This window comes from Sinorhizobium prairiense, from assembly GCF_029201645.2.
Taxonomy (GTDB): domain Bacteria; phylum Pseudomonadota; class Alphaproteobacteria; order Rhizobiales; family Rhizobiaceae; genus Sinorhizobium; species Sinorhizobium meliloti_A.
On sequence record NZ_CP104131.1, the window covers coordinates 2,555,727 to 2,572,761 of the forward strand.

8 protein-coding genes and 1 pseudogene are annotated in these 17,035 nt (G+C 63.2%); 5 read left to right on the forward strand and 4 right to left on the reverse strand.

All coding sequences use genetic code 11. The features are described from left to right. Positions 1 to 78: 78 nt before the first annotated feature. Positions 79 to 1,266 (reverse strand): polysaccharide biosynthesis/export family protein, encoded by a 1,188-nt coding sequence (locus tag N0Q91_RS15075; RefSeq protein WP_018094165.1) that lies wholly within the window; start codon positions 1,264 to 1,266, stop codon positions 79 to 81. A gap of 403 nt (positions 1,267 to 1,669) precedes the next feature. On the opposite strand from N0Q91_RS15075, the gene N0Q91_RS15080 reads away from it, so the two are divergent. From N0Q91_RS15080 to N0Q91_RS15100, 5 genes are all read left to right on the forward strand, one after another. Next, positions 1,670 to 9,178, forward strand: a complete 7,509-nt coding sequence (locus N0Q91_RS15080; RefSeq protein WP_275596804.1) for a type I polyketide synthase — start codon at positions 1,670 to 1,672, stop codon at positions 9,176 to 9,178. Beyond that, positions 9,175 to 10,590, forward strand: a complete 1,416-nt coding sequence (locus N0Q91_RS15085; RefSeq protein WP_275596805.1) for an aminotransferase class I/II-fold pyridoxal phosphate-dependent enzyme — start codon at positions 9,175 to 9,177, stop codon at positions 10,588 to 10,590. Before N0Q91_RS15080 ends, N0Q91_RS15085 begins: the two co-directional genes overlap by 4 nt. 39 nt (positions 10,591 to 10,629) lie before the next feature. After that, positions 10,630 to 11,433 (forward strand): SDR family oxidoreductase, encoded by an 804-nt coding sequence (locus N0Q91_RS15090; protein ID WP_275596806.1) that lies wholly within the window; start codon positions 10,630 to 10,632, stop codon positions 11,431 to 11,433. A gap of 81 nt (positions 11,434 to 11,514) precedes the next feature. Beyond that, positions 11,515 to 13,131, forward strand: a complete 1,617-nt coding sequence (locus N0Q91_RS15095; protein WP_275596807.1) for an LTA synthase family protein — start codon at positions 11,515 to 11,517, stop codon at positions 13,129 to 13,131. Between the two features lie 24 nt (positions 13,132 to 13,155). After that, positions 13,156 to 14,481: a capsule polysaccharide biogenesis protein gene (locus N0Q91_RS15100; protein WP_275596808.1), complete on the forward strand. Its 1,326-nt coding sequence runs from the start codon at positions 13,156 to 13,158 to the stop codon at positions 14,479 to 14,481. Here the strand turns inward: N0Q91_RS15100 and N0Q91_RS15105 are convergent. The 3 genes and pseudogenes from N0Q91_RS15105 to N0Q91_RS15115 all read right to left on the reverse strand — a co-directional run bounded on the left by N0Q91_RS15105 (position 14,451) and on the right by N0Q91_RS15115 (position 16,618). After that, entirely contained in the window at positions 14,451 to 15,464 is a 1,014-nt protein-coding gene (locus N0Q91_RS15105) for a KpsF/GutQ family sugar-phosphate isomerase (protein WP_375341879.1), read from the reverse strand. The two genes, N0Q91_RS15100 and N0Q91_RS15105, sit on opposite strands and share 31 nt — an antisense overlap. 246 nt (positions 15,465 to 15,710) lie before the next feature. Then, positions 15,711 to 16,103 (reverse strand): annotated as a pseudogene (locus tag N0Q91_RS15110) (RrF2 family transcriptional regulator); the annotation flags it as partial. A 296-nt stretch (positions 16,104 to 16,399) separates the two neighbouring features. After that, positions 16,400 to 16,618 carry a hypothetical protein gene (locus N0Q91_RS15115; protein WP_018094157.1) on the reverse strand — a complete coding sequence of 73 codons (219 nt, stop codon included), beginning with the start codon at positions 16,616 to 16,618 and terminating at the stop codon, positions 16,400 to 16,402. Between the last annotated feature and the right edge of the window lie 417 nt (positions 16,619 to 17,035).

Consider the following 17,035-nt stretch of genomic DNA (forward strand, 5'->3'; position numbering starts at 1 on the left):
TTAATTCATGCCGGCCGAAAGCGTTCAGCGGCAACCGCGTCGACACCGGACCGACGCCCGGTGTCGCGCGCCCCAAGATCAGTTGTTCAAATCGCTGAGATTGTCGGCGACGTTCACGCCGGAATTGACGATACCGATCGGCCTTGCGACGAAATCGAGGAATTTCGTGATGTCGACAGAAGGATGGCGCGAGGCATAGATGACGTCGCGATTTTTGACCGGGAAGGTCTGACCGACAATGAGGCTGTCCGGTTTCGTCATGTCGAACCGGTAGACGACCGGGTAGCGCCCGACGCGGTCGGCCTTCATGCCCTTGCTCAGCAGCTTGTGAAACCGCTCCTGCCCAAGCAGGCTCATGACGATGTCCGGCTCCTCGTAGCGGAAGACAAAGTAACCCTTGGCATCCACCGTCCGATCCGAGCCGCCGCCCGCGAGCGCCACGGCCTCGAGCAGGTTGAGATCGTTGGCGCCGAATTCGACGCGCTGATTTGCGCGGACCTGGCCGAGCACGGTGAAGGTCCGCGGATCGCGCGTCACGAAGATCTGGTCGCCCGGCTTTACGTGAATGTTTTCCGACGGGCTCTCGATGATCGATTTCAGCAGGACCGTGCCGGTCTTCTTGCCGCGCACGAGGGTCACATATGTCTCGTAGGGCTGCGCCGATGGGCCGCCCGCCTTCGCGATGACCTCGTTGATCGTCTCGCTGACGAGATTGAGAGGGACGACCGAAGGACGGCCGACGGCGCCGGAGACCGTGACGATGCGCGACGCCGTCGACGTCGACGTCACGATCACATCCGGCTCGACGGCCTTCTGTTTCAATGCATCGAGGATCGCCTGGCGCGCCTGCTCGAGCGTCAGGCCGGCAAAGCGGACCGATCCGACATAAGGAATTGCAGCCTTGCCATCGGGCTGGACGACGAGATCGATGCTCGTCTGCTTCGATTCAGTTGTGGAAAACAGTCCGTCGCTGCCCGCCTCGAAGATCGTGACCTTCAACTGGTCGCCAATGCCGATGACCACCTGACCGACGCCGCCGCCAATGCCGAAGCGGCGGCTGAGGGTTGTGGAAACATATTCGGAAACGAGCCGCGCCGACTGGCCATCGACATCTACAATATCAAATACCGTCGCGTTCCTTCTGCCGATCTCCGAGCCGGACTGGCCGGCATCCGAAACGATATCGGTTGTCAGAGGGCCCTCGCCCGGCACGGCCTGGCATCCCGCAAGCGCGGTACAAAGCAGAAGGGCAGTCACTCGTTTCACTACGACACTCCGTGTTCGGCGCAGCAATGATTCCATACAGATATCTGCGCCGCATTTTCCCGGCAGGGAATCCGCCGGTCTCTGAAAAGCACAAAGGCCGTCCCACAACAAGCCACCTCGCCGCGACAGCCGGCAAAATAATCGAGACTGCGCTCTTCCGGCCATACCGCCTCGATCTTGGTTACGAACCGTCGCGGTAATTGTATTGGACGGAACGCAGGAGACGTATATCTAGCCCTTCGGGGTTGAAAGCTAGGCACTATGAGTTAAAAGCTCACTAATACAGCGCAGGGGATAAACCCGGGGATACCTACAGAGCAGGAATGTCGCCGATTGCAATTTACGTTTGACCTTGCAATGGGCTAAGACAATTTTAACGGCAGTTCAGAGCGTTCGATCTTACATGACGGTTGAAATCATAGGGCGTGCATGCCTTGCCCCGGGAGCGAAATCTCCGCAGGCGCTGTTCAAAATCCTTCGTCAGGGCAAGTGCACCGTGACCCGCGTCCCTTCGGACCGCTGGGACCTTGCGCGATTCTGGCATCCGGTCATGGGCACGCCCGGCAAGACCTATTCCTTTGCCGCCGGCGTCCTCGACCATATCTACGATTTCGATCCCGCCGTTTTCGGGATGTCGCAGCGCGAGGCCATGTATATGGACCCTCAGCAGCGGGTTCTGTTGCAGCTCGCCTGGCGTGCGCTCGAGGACGCCAATATTTCCGTCGCCTCGCTGCACGGTGAAAACGTCGGCGTCTATGTCGGGGCCTCCAGCCTCGATCACGCCAATCTCACGGTCGACGACCCGGCTGCCGCCGGCCCCTACTTCATGACGGGCAACACGCTGTCGATCGTCTCCAACCGTATTTCCCACGTCTTCGGCCTGAGCGGTCCGAGCATGACCGTCGACACGGCCTGTTCCTCTTCGCTCGTAGCCCTAGATCAGGCAATGCGGGCGCTGAACGCCGGAGAGATCGACACGGCCATCGTCGGCGGCGTCAATATCCTCGCCCACCCGCTTCCCTTCGTCGGCTTCGCACAGGCGCGCATGCTCTCGCCCGAAGGGCTCTGCCGCGCCTACGACAACGACGGCGCCGGCTATGTGCGCGCCGAGGGCGGCGTCGTCTTCGTCCTGCGCCGCACGGACCGGGCGCAACGCGAGCGCGACCGGAGCTATGCGCGGATCGTCGCCACCGGCGTCAATTCGGCCGGCCGCACCAACGGCATCTCGCTGCCCTCGCGCGAGGCGCAGGCCAATCTGTTGAGGATGATCTACGAAGGCAACGGCATCGACGCCAACCAGGTCGCTTTCGTAGAAGGCCACGGTACCGGCACGAAGGTCGGCGACCCGGCTGAGGTATGGTCCATCGGCACGGTCATCGGCGCGAAGCGCCGGGCTCCGGTGCCGATCGGCTCGATAAAGTCCAATATCGGCCATACCGAGCCGGCCTCCGGCCTGTTCGGGATGCTGAAAGCGGTTCTGGCTCTGGAGAACAATTATCTGCCGGCCTCGCTGCATTTCGAGACGCCGAACGAACAGATCGACTTCGACGGACTCAATGTCCGTGTGACGGCCAATCCGATCGAGCTGCTGAAGGGCAAGCGGGCGCGGCTCGCCGGCATCAATTCCTTCGGCTTCGGCGGCGCCAACGCCCATGTCGTCATCAGCGATCCGGATCCGGCACAGGCGGAAAAGGCTGCGACCTCTCCGGCGGGCCACGTGTTTCTGGCAAGCGCCCATACCGCGTCGAGCCTCGAAAACCTGCTCAGAGACTATAAGGCCGCCTTTGCGGGCGCGACGAAGGAAGAGACGCGCGCGATCGTCGCCGCTTCCGGCGCCAACCGGACGCATATGCGCCATCGGTTCGCGGCACGCAGCGATCATCCCGAAGATATCGTCCGGGCGATTGCCAACCACCTGGAAAAGCCCGGCTCCGATATCGGAGAGACGGGCGAAGCGTCAGCGAAGGAAGCAAAGGTCGCCTTCGTCTTCTCCGGCAACGGCTCGCAATGGGCCGGCATGGGTGTCGAGGCGTTCCGCGAGAATCTGCACTTCCGTCAGTCGTTCACCTCGGTCAGCGCCCTTTTCAGGTTCCATTCGGATATCGTTCTCACCGATCTCCTGACCGACCCTGGACTCGACAGGAAGCTCGCGGACACGAAGGTGGCCCAGCCGCTGCTTTTCGCGATACAGGCCGCGCTCTCCGACTCGCTCGTGGCCATGGGCATCAAGCCGACCGCCGTCTTCGGTCATTCGGTCGGCGAAATCGCTGCCGCTTATGCGGCAGGGGCGCTGTCGCTCGTCGACGCCGTGTCGATCGTCGCCAAACGATCGCTGCACCAGGACCTTCTGGCCGGCCAGGGCACGATGGCTGCCGTTATGCTGGGCGAGCAGGCAGCCAAGGCCTTCGCGGCGGAGCGCGGGCTCGACGATGTCTGCGTCGCAGCCATCAACGCTCACAATTCGGTGACGATTTCCGGTCCGGCGAACGAGATTTCGGCGTTCCGCGACGCTGCGCGCAAGGCTAAAATCCCGGTTCAGATCCTCGACATCAATTATCCGTTCCATCATCCGATCATCGATCGGGCGAAAGAGGCGTTTCTCGCCGACATCCCTGATATTGCCCCCCGCCGGACGGAGCTGGCCTATCTGTCGACCGTCACGGGTGCCGCGCTCGACGGGACTGCGCTCGATCCCGACTACTGGTGGAAGAACGTTCGCGAGCCGGTGCGTTTCCAGGCCGCTGCCGAGGCCGCGCTCGATCTCGGCTGCACGCTGTTCATCGAGATCTCGCCGCGTCCCATCCTCGGATCTTACGTAAAGGAGACGATCAAGCAGGCGGCGGTGCCGGCTTCGGTGGTGGCGACATTGCTGCGCGATGCCGGCGAGAACGGCCACGATCCGATCTCGGCATCGATGGCGCGCGCAGTCGCCCACGGTGCCGCCGTCGACCGGTCGCGTGTCTATGGCAAGCGGGATGCATTCATCGAACTGCCCGCGCTGCCCTTCGAGCCGGTAGAGCTGCGGCCGGCAGTCACGACCGATGCGACGGATCTTTTCGGACGCTCCGCAAAGCCCTATCGTCTCAACGGCTGGCGCGGCGACCCCAATGCGGGAAGCTGGAAAAACCACGTCGACGCGAATCTCTTTCCTGACCTCGCCGAACACGTGGTCGACGGCAAGGCGATCCTCCCGGGCAGCGGTTTCATCGAAATCGCCGTTTCCGCCGCACAGCAATATCACGGCAGCGACGAGGTCGAGATCACCAATCTGGAGATCGTCCGCCCGCTCGAACTGAGCGACAGCCGTATCATGGAACTCTCGACCATCCTGTCGCCGGAGACCGGCGACATCGAGATCCGGTCGCGCGAACGTCTCTCGGAGGACGATTGGACGGTGCATGCCGTCGCGCGAAGCCGCAAGCCCTTGCCGACGACGAGCAACGGCTGTCCGTCCACCAAAGGCCTGGCGAAGACGGCGACCGTGACGGCGGCCAAGGCCTATGAAACGGCGAAGCAGTTCGGGCTGGACTACGGCCCGCAATTCCAGCTTCTCTCCAAAGCCGTGGCCTATGGCGACCGGCTCATCGACGTCGAGTTGAAGCATCCTCAGGCGACGGGGCACCCACACGTCACCTACGCCCTTCATCCGATCTCGGTCGACGCGACCTTCCACGGCCTGGTCGCACTCTTCGACCGCTTCACCGGCGACAGGGGCGGCGCCCCCTATATTCCTGTCCGTTTCGGCTCCGTACGCGTGGTCAATGCCGGCCGGGCGATCGCCCGCGCGACGATCGAGATCGAGCGGGTCAGCGCCAACTCGATCAAGGCACGGTTCCATTTCTTCGACGAGACCGGCGTCGCGATCGCACATTTCGAGGATTGCCGCTTCCGCCGTACCTATCTGCGCAAGCACAAGACGCTTGAAGGCCTGTCCTTCCATTATGAGGCAGTTCTGTCCAACGCGACCGTGCCCGGCATGAAAGTTGCGACGGCCATGCCTGCGACGCTGGCCGAGCCGATAGATGGCGATGGCGTCGACAACGCGACCCTGCTCTTCAACGCGGCCATCTATCGCGCCTGCCAGGAAATTGCCCTGAAGCTCGGCAAGGGGACCGCCACAGTGCGAGCCGACGCGCTGCCCGGGGACTTCGCTTTCCAGTGCTTCCTGACGAGCTGCCTCCTGACGCTGGAGGATGCCGGTCTTTGCGAACATCAGAACGGCAACTGGAAGGTCGCACGGGAATTCACGCTTCCGACCGTGCCGGAGATCCTTGGGGAGCTCTATGGCGACCGCCCCGACCGTGCGGTCGAAGCGGTGCTCGTCAACAACGCCTATGCGGAAGCGCTCAGCCGTCTCGACGCGCTGCTTGCTCCCGTACCTGCAGGTGACGACGCGGCTTCGTTCAATGCCGGTTTCGTCAGCGAAGCGACGCTCGACCATCAGGCCGTGCATTCCGTGGCGAGCCGGTCGCGCATGGACCAGGTGCTTCACACGGTCGAACGCGTTCTCGCGGCGCAACCGGCAGGCGCCCGTCTGCGGCTCGTCGAACTCGGCAGCGTCTCTGCCGGCTTCAGCCGCCGGCTGGCCGATCTCGCGGCGCGCAACGGTGCGGTACTTTCCATTTTCGAGCCGCGCGACAATGCACAACGGAGTCTGGAAATCGCCTTCGAGGAGGATGCGCATGTGCGCGTTCTGAAGAAGAGCGAATTCGCAGATATCGGGCCGTTCGACCTCGCGGTCAGCGCTTCGGACAATCTCTACCAGCTGATCGAAGAGGAGAGCGGGGTGCGCACCGCCCTTCGCTCGATGCTCACCGGAAGCGGGCTCGTCGCGGCCGTCAGCGCGCCGTCGATCTTCGCCGATTTCGCCTTGGGTCTCTCGGGCGGATGGTTCGAGCGCAGCCAGACGGCAGAATTCCCGATCGGCAGGATCGCTGCCGTACCCCATTGGCAGAAGTGTCTCGCAGATCTCGACCTCGGCGACGTGGTCGTGACGGATCGCGAATGCCCGCATGGGAACACCATCCTGATCGAGGCCCGGGGCACGGCGGCGGCAGGCTCAGGCGCCGAGCCGGGCGAAGCCGCGGCACCCTATCTGCTGATCGAGACTGCCACTGCCCCGAAACCGGTTGCGGCCGGTGGAAGAAGTGCCACTCCCGTCCGGGTGACAGGCGACCTTGCCGCAGACATGGCGACGCTCCGTGCAGCCCTCGAAGCCATGGGCGACAGACCGTTGCGCGCAGTTTTCGCGTCTGAGGCGGAGCGCGCCGGCGGCGACGGTTCGGACCTGCTGCAGACGCGCGTATTGGCGCTCAGCGCCTTTGCCGAGGCATTGAAACAGCATCTCGCCGGCGTCGAGCCGGAAGGCGACGACCGGCCGCGCCTCGTGCTCGTGGCCCCGGGCGGCGCTCCCCTGTCAGCCTCGGCGAGCTCCGGGCTGAATTCCGGATTGTGGGCCTTCGCCCGCGTCCTTCAGAACGAATATGAGTTCATCGACATTCATGCGCTCGATGTTGCCGGCGCTGCCGACGTCGCCCGCAAGGATATGCTTGCCGCAGCGCTTTCCCTGCTGACGGTTTCGGGACAGAACCGGGAATGGCTGCTGGACCAGAAGACGGGCCTGCTTTCGGAGCTTCGGGCCGTACCCGGCGCAACGAACAAGGCCGACGGGAAAACCAGCGCGTTTGCGGCCGCGACCATTCGCCAGCGCGTCAGTTCGCAGGTTGCAAGCATCGCCTGGGAAGAGGCGAGCGTACCGGAGCCGGGGCCCGGCGAGGTCGTCGTCGCCGTCGCGGCAACCGGCTTGAATTTCCGCGACGTGATGTGGGCCATGGGCCTGTTGCCTGAAGAGGCGTTGGAAGACGGTTTTGCCGGGGCGACGATCGGCATGGAACTATCCGGCCACGTGGTCGCGGTCGGCGAAGAGGTCGACGATCTCGCGGTCGGCGATGCGGTGATGGCGATCGCCTCCGCCGCCTTCTCGACCCATGCGGTCGTCGCGCGCGCCGGAATTGCCAAGCTGCCCCGAGCGATGAGCCCGGTGGCCGCGGCCACCTTGCCGGTCGCCTTCCTTACCGCCTATTACGCCATTGTCGAACTCGGCCGCATTCAGGCTGGAGAGACGATTTTGATCCACGGTGCTGCCGGCGGCGTCGGCCTCGCCGCGCTCCAGGTCGCAAAGCTCAAGGGCGCCAAGGTCATCGCCACGGCGGGAACGCGCGAAAAGCGGCGCTTCCTGACGATGCTCGGCGCCGATCATGTGTTCGATTCGCGTTCGCTCGGCTTCGTCGACGATGTCCGTTCGGTCACCCGCGGGGAAGGCGTCGACCTCGTGCTCAACTCGCTTTTCGCCGAGGCGATGGAGCAGAGCCTTTCGCTGGTGAAACCCTTCGGCCGGTTCCTGGAGCTCGGCAAACGCGACTATTACGCCGACAGCAAGATCGGGCTCAGGCCGTTTCGCCGCAATGTCAGCTATTTCGGCATCGACGCCGATCAGCTGCTGGTGAATGCGCCGGATCTGACCAGGCGCATCTTCATGGAGATCGGAGCGCTCTTCGAGGAAGGCAAGCTCACGCCGCTTCCCTATCGCGCCTTCGATTACGATGAAATCGGCAATGCCTTCCGGCTGATGCAGAATGCCGGGCATATCGGCAAGATTGTGGTGCTGCCGCCCGTTGCCGGCAGGCACGAGGTGACCGCGAAGGCTGTAAGGGGTATGAAGGTCGACCCGGACGGCGTCCATCTCGTCGTCGGCGGCATCGGCGGCTTCGGCCTCGTCGCCGCCAACTGGCTCGTCGAGAAAGGCGCCCGCCGGATTGCGCTTTGCTCCCGCCGAGGCCAGCCGGATGCGGAAACGCACGCGATGATCGAGCGCTGGCAAAATGGCGGCGTTGCGGCTTCGGTCCATGCTTGCGACATCACGGATGCCGCGGCCGTGGAGACGCTTCTGGCGACGCTTCGTTCGGAAGCACCGCTTCGCTCCGTCGTTCACGCGGCGATGGTGCTCGACGATGCGCTGATCAGCAATCTGAGCCGCGAACGCAACCGGCCTGTCATCGACACGAAAGCCAAGGGCGCGGCAATCCTCGATCGCCTTACCCGTGGTGACAGGCTCGACAACTTCATTCTGTTCTCCTCGGCGACGACGCTGGTCGGCAATCCCGGCCAGGCGAACTATGTCGCCGCCAACGGCTATCTCGAAGGCCTTGCCCGTGCACGGCGCCAGGAGGGCCTGTCAGGGCTCGCCGTCGGCTTCGGCGCGATTGCCGATGCCGGCTACCTGACGCAGAACGCCGACGTCAACGACCTGCTCGCCAAGCGCATAGGCAAAACGGCGTTGAAGGCCCAGGTGGCGCTCGACATGGTGGAGAACCACATCGCCGCGGATCCGGGCACGGTCGACGCGGCCGTCGTGATGATTTCCGAGATCGACTGGACAGCTGCGCGGAATCTGCCGGTCGCCCGCAACGCGCTCTTCGAGGTGATCCTGCGCAGCGCCGATCAGCATGCCACAGGCGCCGAAGGCACGAAGATGGACCTCGTCGCGATGATCGAGGGCAAATCCCCTCAAGAGGCCGAGGACATCCTCTTCGATCTGGTTGCGAGCGAGATCGCCGCCATCCTCCGCGTGTCGAAGGATACGGTCACTCGCGGAAAAATATTGAAGGAGATCGGCCTCGACAGCCTCATGGCGGTTGAACTCGGCATGAGTTTCCAGCAAAACACCGGCTTCGACATGCCTTTGAGCGGCGTCGCGGATAATACCACTGTCGGTGACATTGCACGCAAGCTCCATGAAAAGGTAAGCAAGCGCGATCAGGGCAACGAGAACGAGGCCGGGGACGACAAGCTCGTGACTGAACTTACGCAGCGCCATGTCGGAGCGGACAAGGAAAAAGCACTGAGCCAATGAGCAGCGACGGAAACGGCCAGACTTTCCCGAAGATGAACAGCACGCTCAAGGAGAGTCTGCTGGACAGGATGCGGAACACGCATCAATCGTCCGAGCGCAACCGGATGGCGCGCTCGGAGCGGGAGCTGCCGCCGGCTCCGCGTCGCCAGCAGGCGCGTTTCGAGGACCTGCCCGAATATAAGCAGGTCCTTACCCAGAAGATCGCCAGCGAGCAGCTCGGCATCGCCAACCCGTTCTACCGGCCGCATCAGACGGCAGCCGGTGCGACGACGATGATCGATGGCCGCAAGCTGATCAACTTCGCCTCCTACGACTATCTCGGGCTCAACCGGCATGCTCACGTCCTCGAGCGTGCGCGCGAGACGATCGCCGACTTCGGGATTTCCGCGTCGGCAAGCCGCCTCGTCGCCGGCGAACGGCCGCAGCATGTGGAGCTCGAAGAGAAGATCGCGCAATTCTACGGCGTCGATGCCGCCGTCTGTTTCGTTAGCGGCTACCTGACCAATGTCGCCGCGATCAGCTGCCTGATGGGACCGAAGGACCTCGTCATCCACGACGAGTTCATCCACAACAGCGCGCTCGCCGGGATCAAGCTTTCAGGCGCGACACGCCGCTTCTTCAAGCACAACGACACGGCGGATCTCGAGCATGTCCTGCGCACCGTCGCCGGTGACTACCGGCGCATCCTGGTGATCGTCGAGGGCATCTACTCGATGGACGGCGACGTCGCCAATCTGCCGGCGCTTCTTAAGCTCAGGGCCGAATACGGCTTCTGGCTGATGGTCGACGAGGCGCATTCGCTCGGAGTCCTCGGCCGGCACGGCAGGGGCCTCGCCGAACATTTCGGGGCCGATCCGCACGAAGTCGACATCTGGATGGGAACATTGTCGAAGACCACGTCGAGCTGCGGCGGCTACATAGCAGGAAGCGCCGCTTTGGCGGCCGTCCTGAAGGCATCTGCCGGCGGCTTCGTCTATAGCGTCGGCCTCGCGCCCGTGCTTGCCGCATCCGCGGTCGCCAGCCTCGACGTGCTGGCAAGCGAACCGGAACGCACGGCGGCGGTGAGACGCAACGGCAGCCTTTTCCTGAAGCTGGCCAAGGAGGCCGGCCTCGATACGGGGCTGAGCGGCGGCTTTTCGGTCGTGCCCGTGATCGTCGGCGATTCGCTGCGCGCCGTCCAGCTTTCGAACGACCTGCTCGCCGCCGGCGTCAACGTGCTGCCGATCATCCACCCGGCGGTGCCGGAAGGACAGGCGCGCTTGCGCTTCTTCATCACCTGCGACCACACGGAGGAACAGATCCGCCGCACCGTCACATTGACGGCCGAACGCCTGAAGGATCTTACCGACCGCAATTTCGGGCTCGGCGGCGTCGATATCGAGAAGATGCTGAGTGCGCTCTCGGCGCGCTGACCACGAGCCGCCGCAAGCGGGCCGCCAACGGGTGCGTCCATGACACATGTGATCATCACCGGCGGCTCGAGCGGAATAGGCCTCGCGGTCGCCTCGATCTACGCAGCCCGGGGAGCGAGGCTCTCTCTTGTCGCCCGCTCCCGCGATCTTCTGGAGCAGGCAGCGCAGAAGCTGGTGGCCGAACACGGCCTCGAGGCTGGAGCGGTCCGCATAGAGGCCGCCGACGTCACCAAAGGAGAGGAGATCGAGGCCGCGATCTTGCGCTGTGTGGAGACGTTCGGGCCTTGCGACGTTCTCGTGACCTCGGCAGGCGTCGTCGAACCGGCGCCCTTCGAGGCGATGCAGGGCGCGGCCTTCCAGCGACAGATGGAAACGAACTTTTCGGGCACGGTACATGCCGTGCGCGCCGTTTATCCGGACATGAAGGAGCGGCGCAGCGGCCATATTCTGATGGTCTCTTCGGGCGCCGGGCTGATCGGCATCTACGGCTATACCGCCTACTGCGCCTCGAAGTTCGCCCTCGGCGGCTTCGCCCAGGCATTGCGCAGCGAAGCACGCGTCCACAACGTCGGCATATCGATCTGCTTTCCACCCGATACCGTGACGCCGCAATTTACGAGGGAGCTTGCCGCCCGGCCGCAGGAGGCCAGCCTGATCATGGGAACCGTCCGCCCATGGACGGCCGAGGCGGTTGCGCGAAAGATCGTCGACGGGATCGACCGGCGGCGATTCGAGATTTATTTCGGCGCGATCTTATATCTTCTCGGCCGCTTCGGGCCGGCGGTCAGGCCTTTCCTCAATTGGTGGTTCGATCGGGCGATCGCGCGCAACAGTGGACGGTGACGGCGGCGCCCCCGGCCATGCTTGTGCCAGCCAATATTAGGCTTTAAGTGTCGGGAGAAGCCTTCTGCCGAGGCGGCGACGGTGAAATGGCTCAAAGGTATCGGCTTGGCGCTCATTCCCTTCCACCTGCACGACTACCCGATAGCCTTGACCCTCGGGTGCTACCTGCTGTCCTGCGCGGTGATCTTCTATACCGACCGGTTCGCCCTTCCGGCGCGCGAACGCAGGAAGAACGCACCGAAATACGGGCGCTATCAGGACAGGATCGACCGTCTCGCCCGGCTACCGGTCATCGCGCTCGTCTTTGCCGGCTTCTTCGCGATCTCGTGGCGGCCCCTCTATGCCGCCGCCGGCACGATGAGTTTCTTCATTATTTTCACCGGCATTTCCCGCGCGAAGTTCAAGTTCATCCGCGAGCCGCTGGTCTTTTCCGATATTGCCCTGGTCGCGGATGTCTTCAAGTACAAGACGATCTTCTATGCGAGCTCGCTGAACGTCGTCTTCTGGATCGTCGCCTTCCTTTACGTGTTCGGCGTATCGGCGCTTTACATGTATTTCGAGCCGACGATCCTGCCCGAAAGAAGCAGGCTCTTCTGGGTTCTGATGATGGTGGGGATCGCCGCCGGACCCTGGGGCCTGTTGTTTTACGGGCCGGTGAACCGCCCGACGGCCGCTCTCGTGCAGAAACTGGTGAAGGCGATCAACGTCAAGAAGAACACGGTGCGTTTCGGTACCTTCGCTTCCGTCGTCTTCCATTTCATCATCTGGCTCGGCGTCAAGCGCGACAAGATCGTCGCCGAATTGTCGGAAATACTGCGCGCCGCGGTACACGACCTCATCGGCCACGAGGAGGCCCCGCTGATCGTCGTATGGCAGTCGGAGTCCTTCATCGACATGCGGCATTTCGGTGTCGATTCGATCAAGCTTCCGACGGTCGACCGGTTACGCAAGCAGGCGGTGCAATGGGGGCGGTTGAGCAATGTCTTCGAGGGCGGCTACACGCTGCGCACCGAATTTGCCGTCCTGAGCGGCCTTGTGCCCGACGACATCCACGTCGATGCCAGCTATCCCTATCTTCGTGCCGCGCACTATGCCGATGTCGTCTGGCCCGGAAAGCTCAAGCGCGCCGGCTGGCGCACGCATTTCATTCATCCCTATGACCGGACGTTCTTCCTGCGGCACAAGGCGATGCCGCTCCTCGGATTCGAGAAGCTTACCATGCTCGATGCCTTCGACCATAAACCGGAGCGCGACGGGCTTTATGTCTCGGACGCCACGCTGGCAGCCCGCGTGCTCGCCGAAGTCGAGAAGCTGCCGGAAGAGGAGAGCGGCTTTTTCTTCGTCGCCTCGATGGCCAATCACGGCCCCTGGGAACCGGGGCGCGTCGGTACGCTCACCCATCCCGTCGATATCTACCTGGCGATCCTCGAGCAGTCTGACGCTGCGTTGAAGCAGCTGATCGACGGCCTCAACAAGCTCGACCGGCCGGTCTGGTTCGTCTTTTACGGCGACCACGCGCCCCTTCTGAAATCCTTCGCGGATCCCTTCCCGGATCCCCGCACGGATTATTTCATCGTGCCGCTCGCCAAGGCGCGCGCTGCGGCCCACAGCCCGAAGCGAGCGAAGGACGAGGATCCCTGGAACCTGCTCGGCTCCATGCTGAAGCACGCCAATCTGCACAAGGACGCGCTGCAATAGCAGCGTCTTCCGGAAATCCGCCCGATGACAGCAGATACGACCTTCGATCCCGCGCCGCCAAGAACCTTCCTGTTCCTGCAGGGGCCGGCGTCGCCGGTCTTCGCCAAGGTCGCCGGGCATCTCGAAGCCCTGGGCCATTGCTGTCTACGCATCAACCTCAACCTCGGCGACCAGATATTCTGGCGACGCCGGGGCGCCCATAACTACCGCGGCTCGTCGGCGCGGTGGCCGGCCTATGTCGAGGCCTTCATCCGCCGCCACGCCGTAACCGACCTCGTCCTGCTCGGCGAAGAGCGCCCCTATCACCGGAGCGCCACAGCTGCCGCGCGAAAAGCCGGCATCCGAGTCTTCGTGGTCGAAATGGGTTATCTCAGGCCGGACTGGCTGACTCTCGAGCGTGGCGGCATGTCGTCCAACTCGCACTTTCCGGTCGATCCCGCGCAAATCCTGCGAGCGGCAACGGGCTTGCCCGAGCCCGACTGGCAGCGGCGCTACCGGCAGAGCTTTCTTGCAGAGGCGGCATACGACCTCCTTTACAACCTGCCGAACGTGTTTTTCTGTTTCCTTTTTCCCGGCTACCGCCGGCACGGAATCTTTCATCCGCTCGCCGAATATGCCGGGTGGATCCGGCGGATGGCGGCCGGCAAAGGCGAGCAGCGGCGCGCGCATGCGTTGATCCGCTCGCTTTCGGCGAAAAATGCGCCGTATTTCGTCTATCCGCTTCAACTTGAAACGGACTATCAATTGCGCGCGCATTCACCCTTCAGCAGCCAGCGGGAAGCGATCGACGGCATTCTTGCCTCTTTCGCGCGACATGCGCCGGCAGGAACCAGTCTCGCCATCAAGGTGCACCCGCTCGACAACAGCCTGATCCCCTGGCGCAGGATCGCCTCGGACAGGGCCGCCTCGCTCGGTGTCGGCGACAGGGTCCTCTATCTCGACGGCGGCAATCTCGATTCGCTTACGCAGCACAGCTGCGGAATGGTAACGGTCAACTCCACCGCCGGATTGCATGCTCTGAAGCAGGGCAAGCCCGTGAAGGTCCTGGGGACGGCCGTCTTCGACATTGCCGGTCTCACCGACCAGAAGCCGCTCGACGCGTTCTGGACGGCGCCCGAAGCCCCGGATCCGGTGCTGAGCGGGGCAATGTTCAGGCTGATGGCCGCTTCGATCCAGGTGCGCGGGAACTTCTATTCCCGTGCGGGTACGGATGCCGGCGCCAAGGCGATCGCGGAGCGGCTGCACCGCAACGACGTCAATGAACCGGACGCCTTCGTCGACCCGCCGCCCCGGCAGAAGCCGGCGAAAATCAGCGAGGATCAGGCGACGCCGGCGCGCAGCAGATCGTGAATGTGCAGGATGCCGGCCGGTGCGCCCGCTTCGTCGACGAGGAACAGCACGGTGACCTTGTGGTCCTGCATGAATTCCATGGCGGCGCTGGCAAGGACGTCACCCTTGATCACCCGCGGATTGCGCGACATCACCTCTTCGACCGGTTGCGCCAGGAGGTCGCCCGTCATGTGACGGCGCAGGTCGCCGTCGGTGATGACGCCGACCAGCTTGCCGCTTTCATCTTTTATGCCGACGACGCCGAAGCCCTTGGCCGACATTTCGATGACCGCCTCGCTCATCGGGCGACCTACGGAGAGCAGCGGCATCTGTCCGGTGCCATGCGCCAGCTCCTGAACCAGGCGCAGCTGCGCGCCCAGCTTGCCGCCGGGGTGGAAGGTCTTGAAATCCTCGGCCGAGAAGCCGCGCCGTTCCAGGAGCGCGATCGCCAGAGCGTCGCCGACGGCAAGCTGCAGCATGGCCGAGGTCGTCGGCGCCAGGCCGTGCGGACAGGCCTCCGGCACCTTCGGCAGCACGAGGGCGATCTCGGAATTGCGTGCAAGCGTGCTCTCGCGGTTCGAGGAGATCGAGACGATCGGCACTTTGAAGCGCTTGGCGTAGGTCAGCATGTTGGCGAGTTCCGCCGTTTCGCCCGACCAGGAGAGCAGCACCAGCGCATCCCGGGCGGTGATCATGCCGAGGTCGCCGTGGCTTGCCTCGGTCGGATGGACGAAATAGGCCGAGGTGCCGGTGGATGCGAGCGTGGCTGCAATCTTGCGGCCGATATGCCCGCTCTTGCCGACCCCGGAAACGACGACCCGGCCATCGCCGTCGCCCATCAGTTCGACCGCATCGACGAGGGCGGCCGCGAAGGCTTGGTCACCGGTCAGATGGTCTGCAAGGGCCTTGATGCCGTTCGAGGCAGTCGCCAGCGTCCTCCCGATCGACTCCAGCACGGTGCCACCGGCATGCGCATCCGCCGTCGCGTGTCTCACACCCATCATCGCCCCCCTGTAGGGCACCTCCGGGAAAAGTGTGTCACGGTTTTCCGCCGGAAGTGCGTAGCCAAAAAACGGCCTCGTCAGCGGGCCGCAGCAAGATAGACGCCAGATAGGCTTTTTTCCGGGACAAACCAAGTCTTTCGCCGGCCATTTGTACCAAACCGGCGACTTTTCGGGACGGTCAGGCTCAGCCGATGCGCTTTTCGGCCGAGGTCTCGGGGGGAGGACTCCGCCGGCGGCAAACTCGGCGAGCGTCATCGAATCGAGGATGGACGACATCGCGTCACGCACCGATGTCATCGAGATGCGCACCCGGCAGGTCTCCGGATCGTTGCAGTCATCGCACATTTCGTAGGCCGTGCGACTGGCGCAGCGTATCGGCGCCAGCGGGCCGTCGAGCGTCCTTATGACATGGCCGATGCGAATCTCGGAGGCCGGTCGCGACAGGGAATAACCGCCGCCCGGTCCTTTCTTCGAGCGCAGCACGCCGGCGTTGCGCAGTTCCAGGAGTATGGTGTCTAAAAACTTCTTCGGAATGTTGTTGCGCTGCGCGATTTCGGTGATGAAGGCCGTCTGCCCGGGTGGAAGCCGTGCCAGGTCGACCAATGCTTTCAGTCCGTATTTTCCCTTCTTCGTCAGCATTCGAGCCAATTCTCCCCGATCCCGCAGAATTGCCGGATCCGCCCTCGGATACAATCTTGTCCTGGCATAGCACAAGAATGCGCTGCCAACACACAGCTATAGTCGACAACCGGGAGATGACGGGCATCCATGGACGCAAGGAGCGGGAGCGTGCGTATATTAGGCTCGCATCCCGTCCGCGGTCCTGAAACGATAATGGGGACTAAAGCACTTCCAGCGAAACTGTGCAGCGGCGTTCCGTCGGGAAATGCGTACTCTTGAGAGTATTCGGTTCTGAAGCAGTTCGACTTCTGCCCTCACGCGGCGGCAATGCCGGGTGGCCGGCTGGTAAGATTCCGCCCGCCCTGGGCGGAAAGGAGCCGGCCAATGGCCGCGCGTGCTTCATCGACCGAACGGAAGCGCTGAGCGTCCAAGTCCCAGACGTGATACTTGACCGCCAGGAACTTCAGACGGTCTTGGTCAGGAACGACGACTCCGACGGCTTCGCCACCATATTCGATAACTTGCTTGCTCATGTAAATAACGCTCCTCCGCACCCACGGGCGCGGATAATTCAATTCTCGGCAAAGGATGAACTCGGTAAGTTTGAACGGTCACATTCGGCGAAGTTGGCGAATGAGACCTTTAACCGTTGCACGACAATGGGAACGTGAGCCGCAGAAAGCGGCGGTCGAAAATTCGAACATGTCACTCTCCTTTGGCTGGCCCGGCACAGGACGCCAGGCGCTCATGAACAAATCGAAGCGGAATCCTTCCGCCTCCCACGATGGCAAACTAAAATAATCTACCAATTTCGTCAACTGAAGAAACGAGAACGCGAAAAATAATTCCCCATCTCGTTTCCGTAGCTGCCGCCTCGGCAAATCCGTTCGCCTGTCCGGGCTATCTCGCTATCTAGGTAACGCCGAATCGCCGTGCAAGGGACGGGTCGA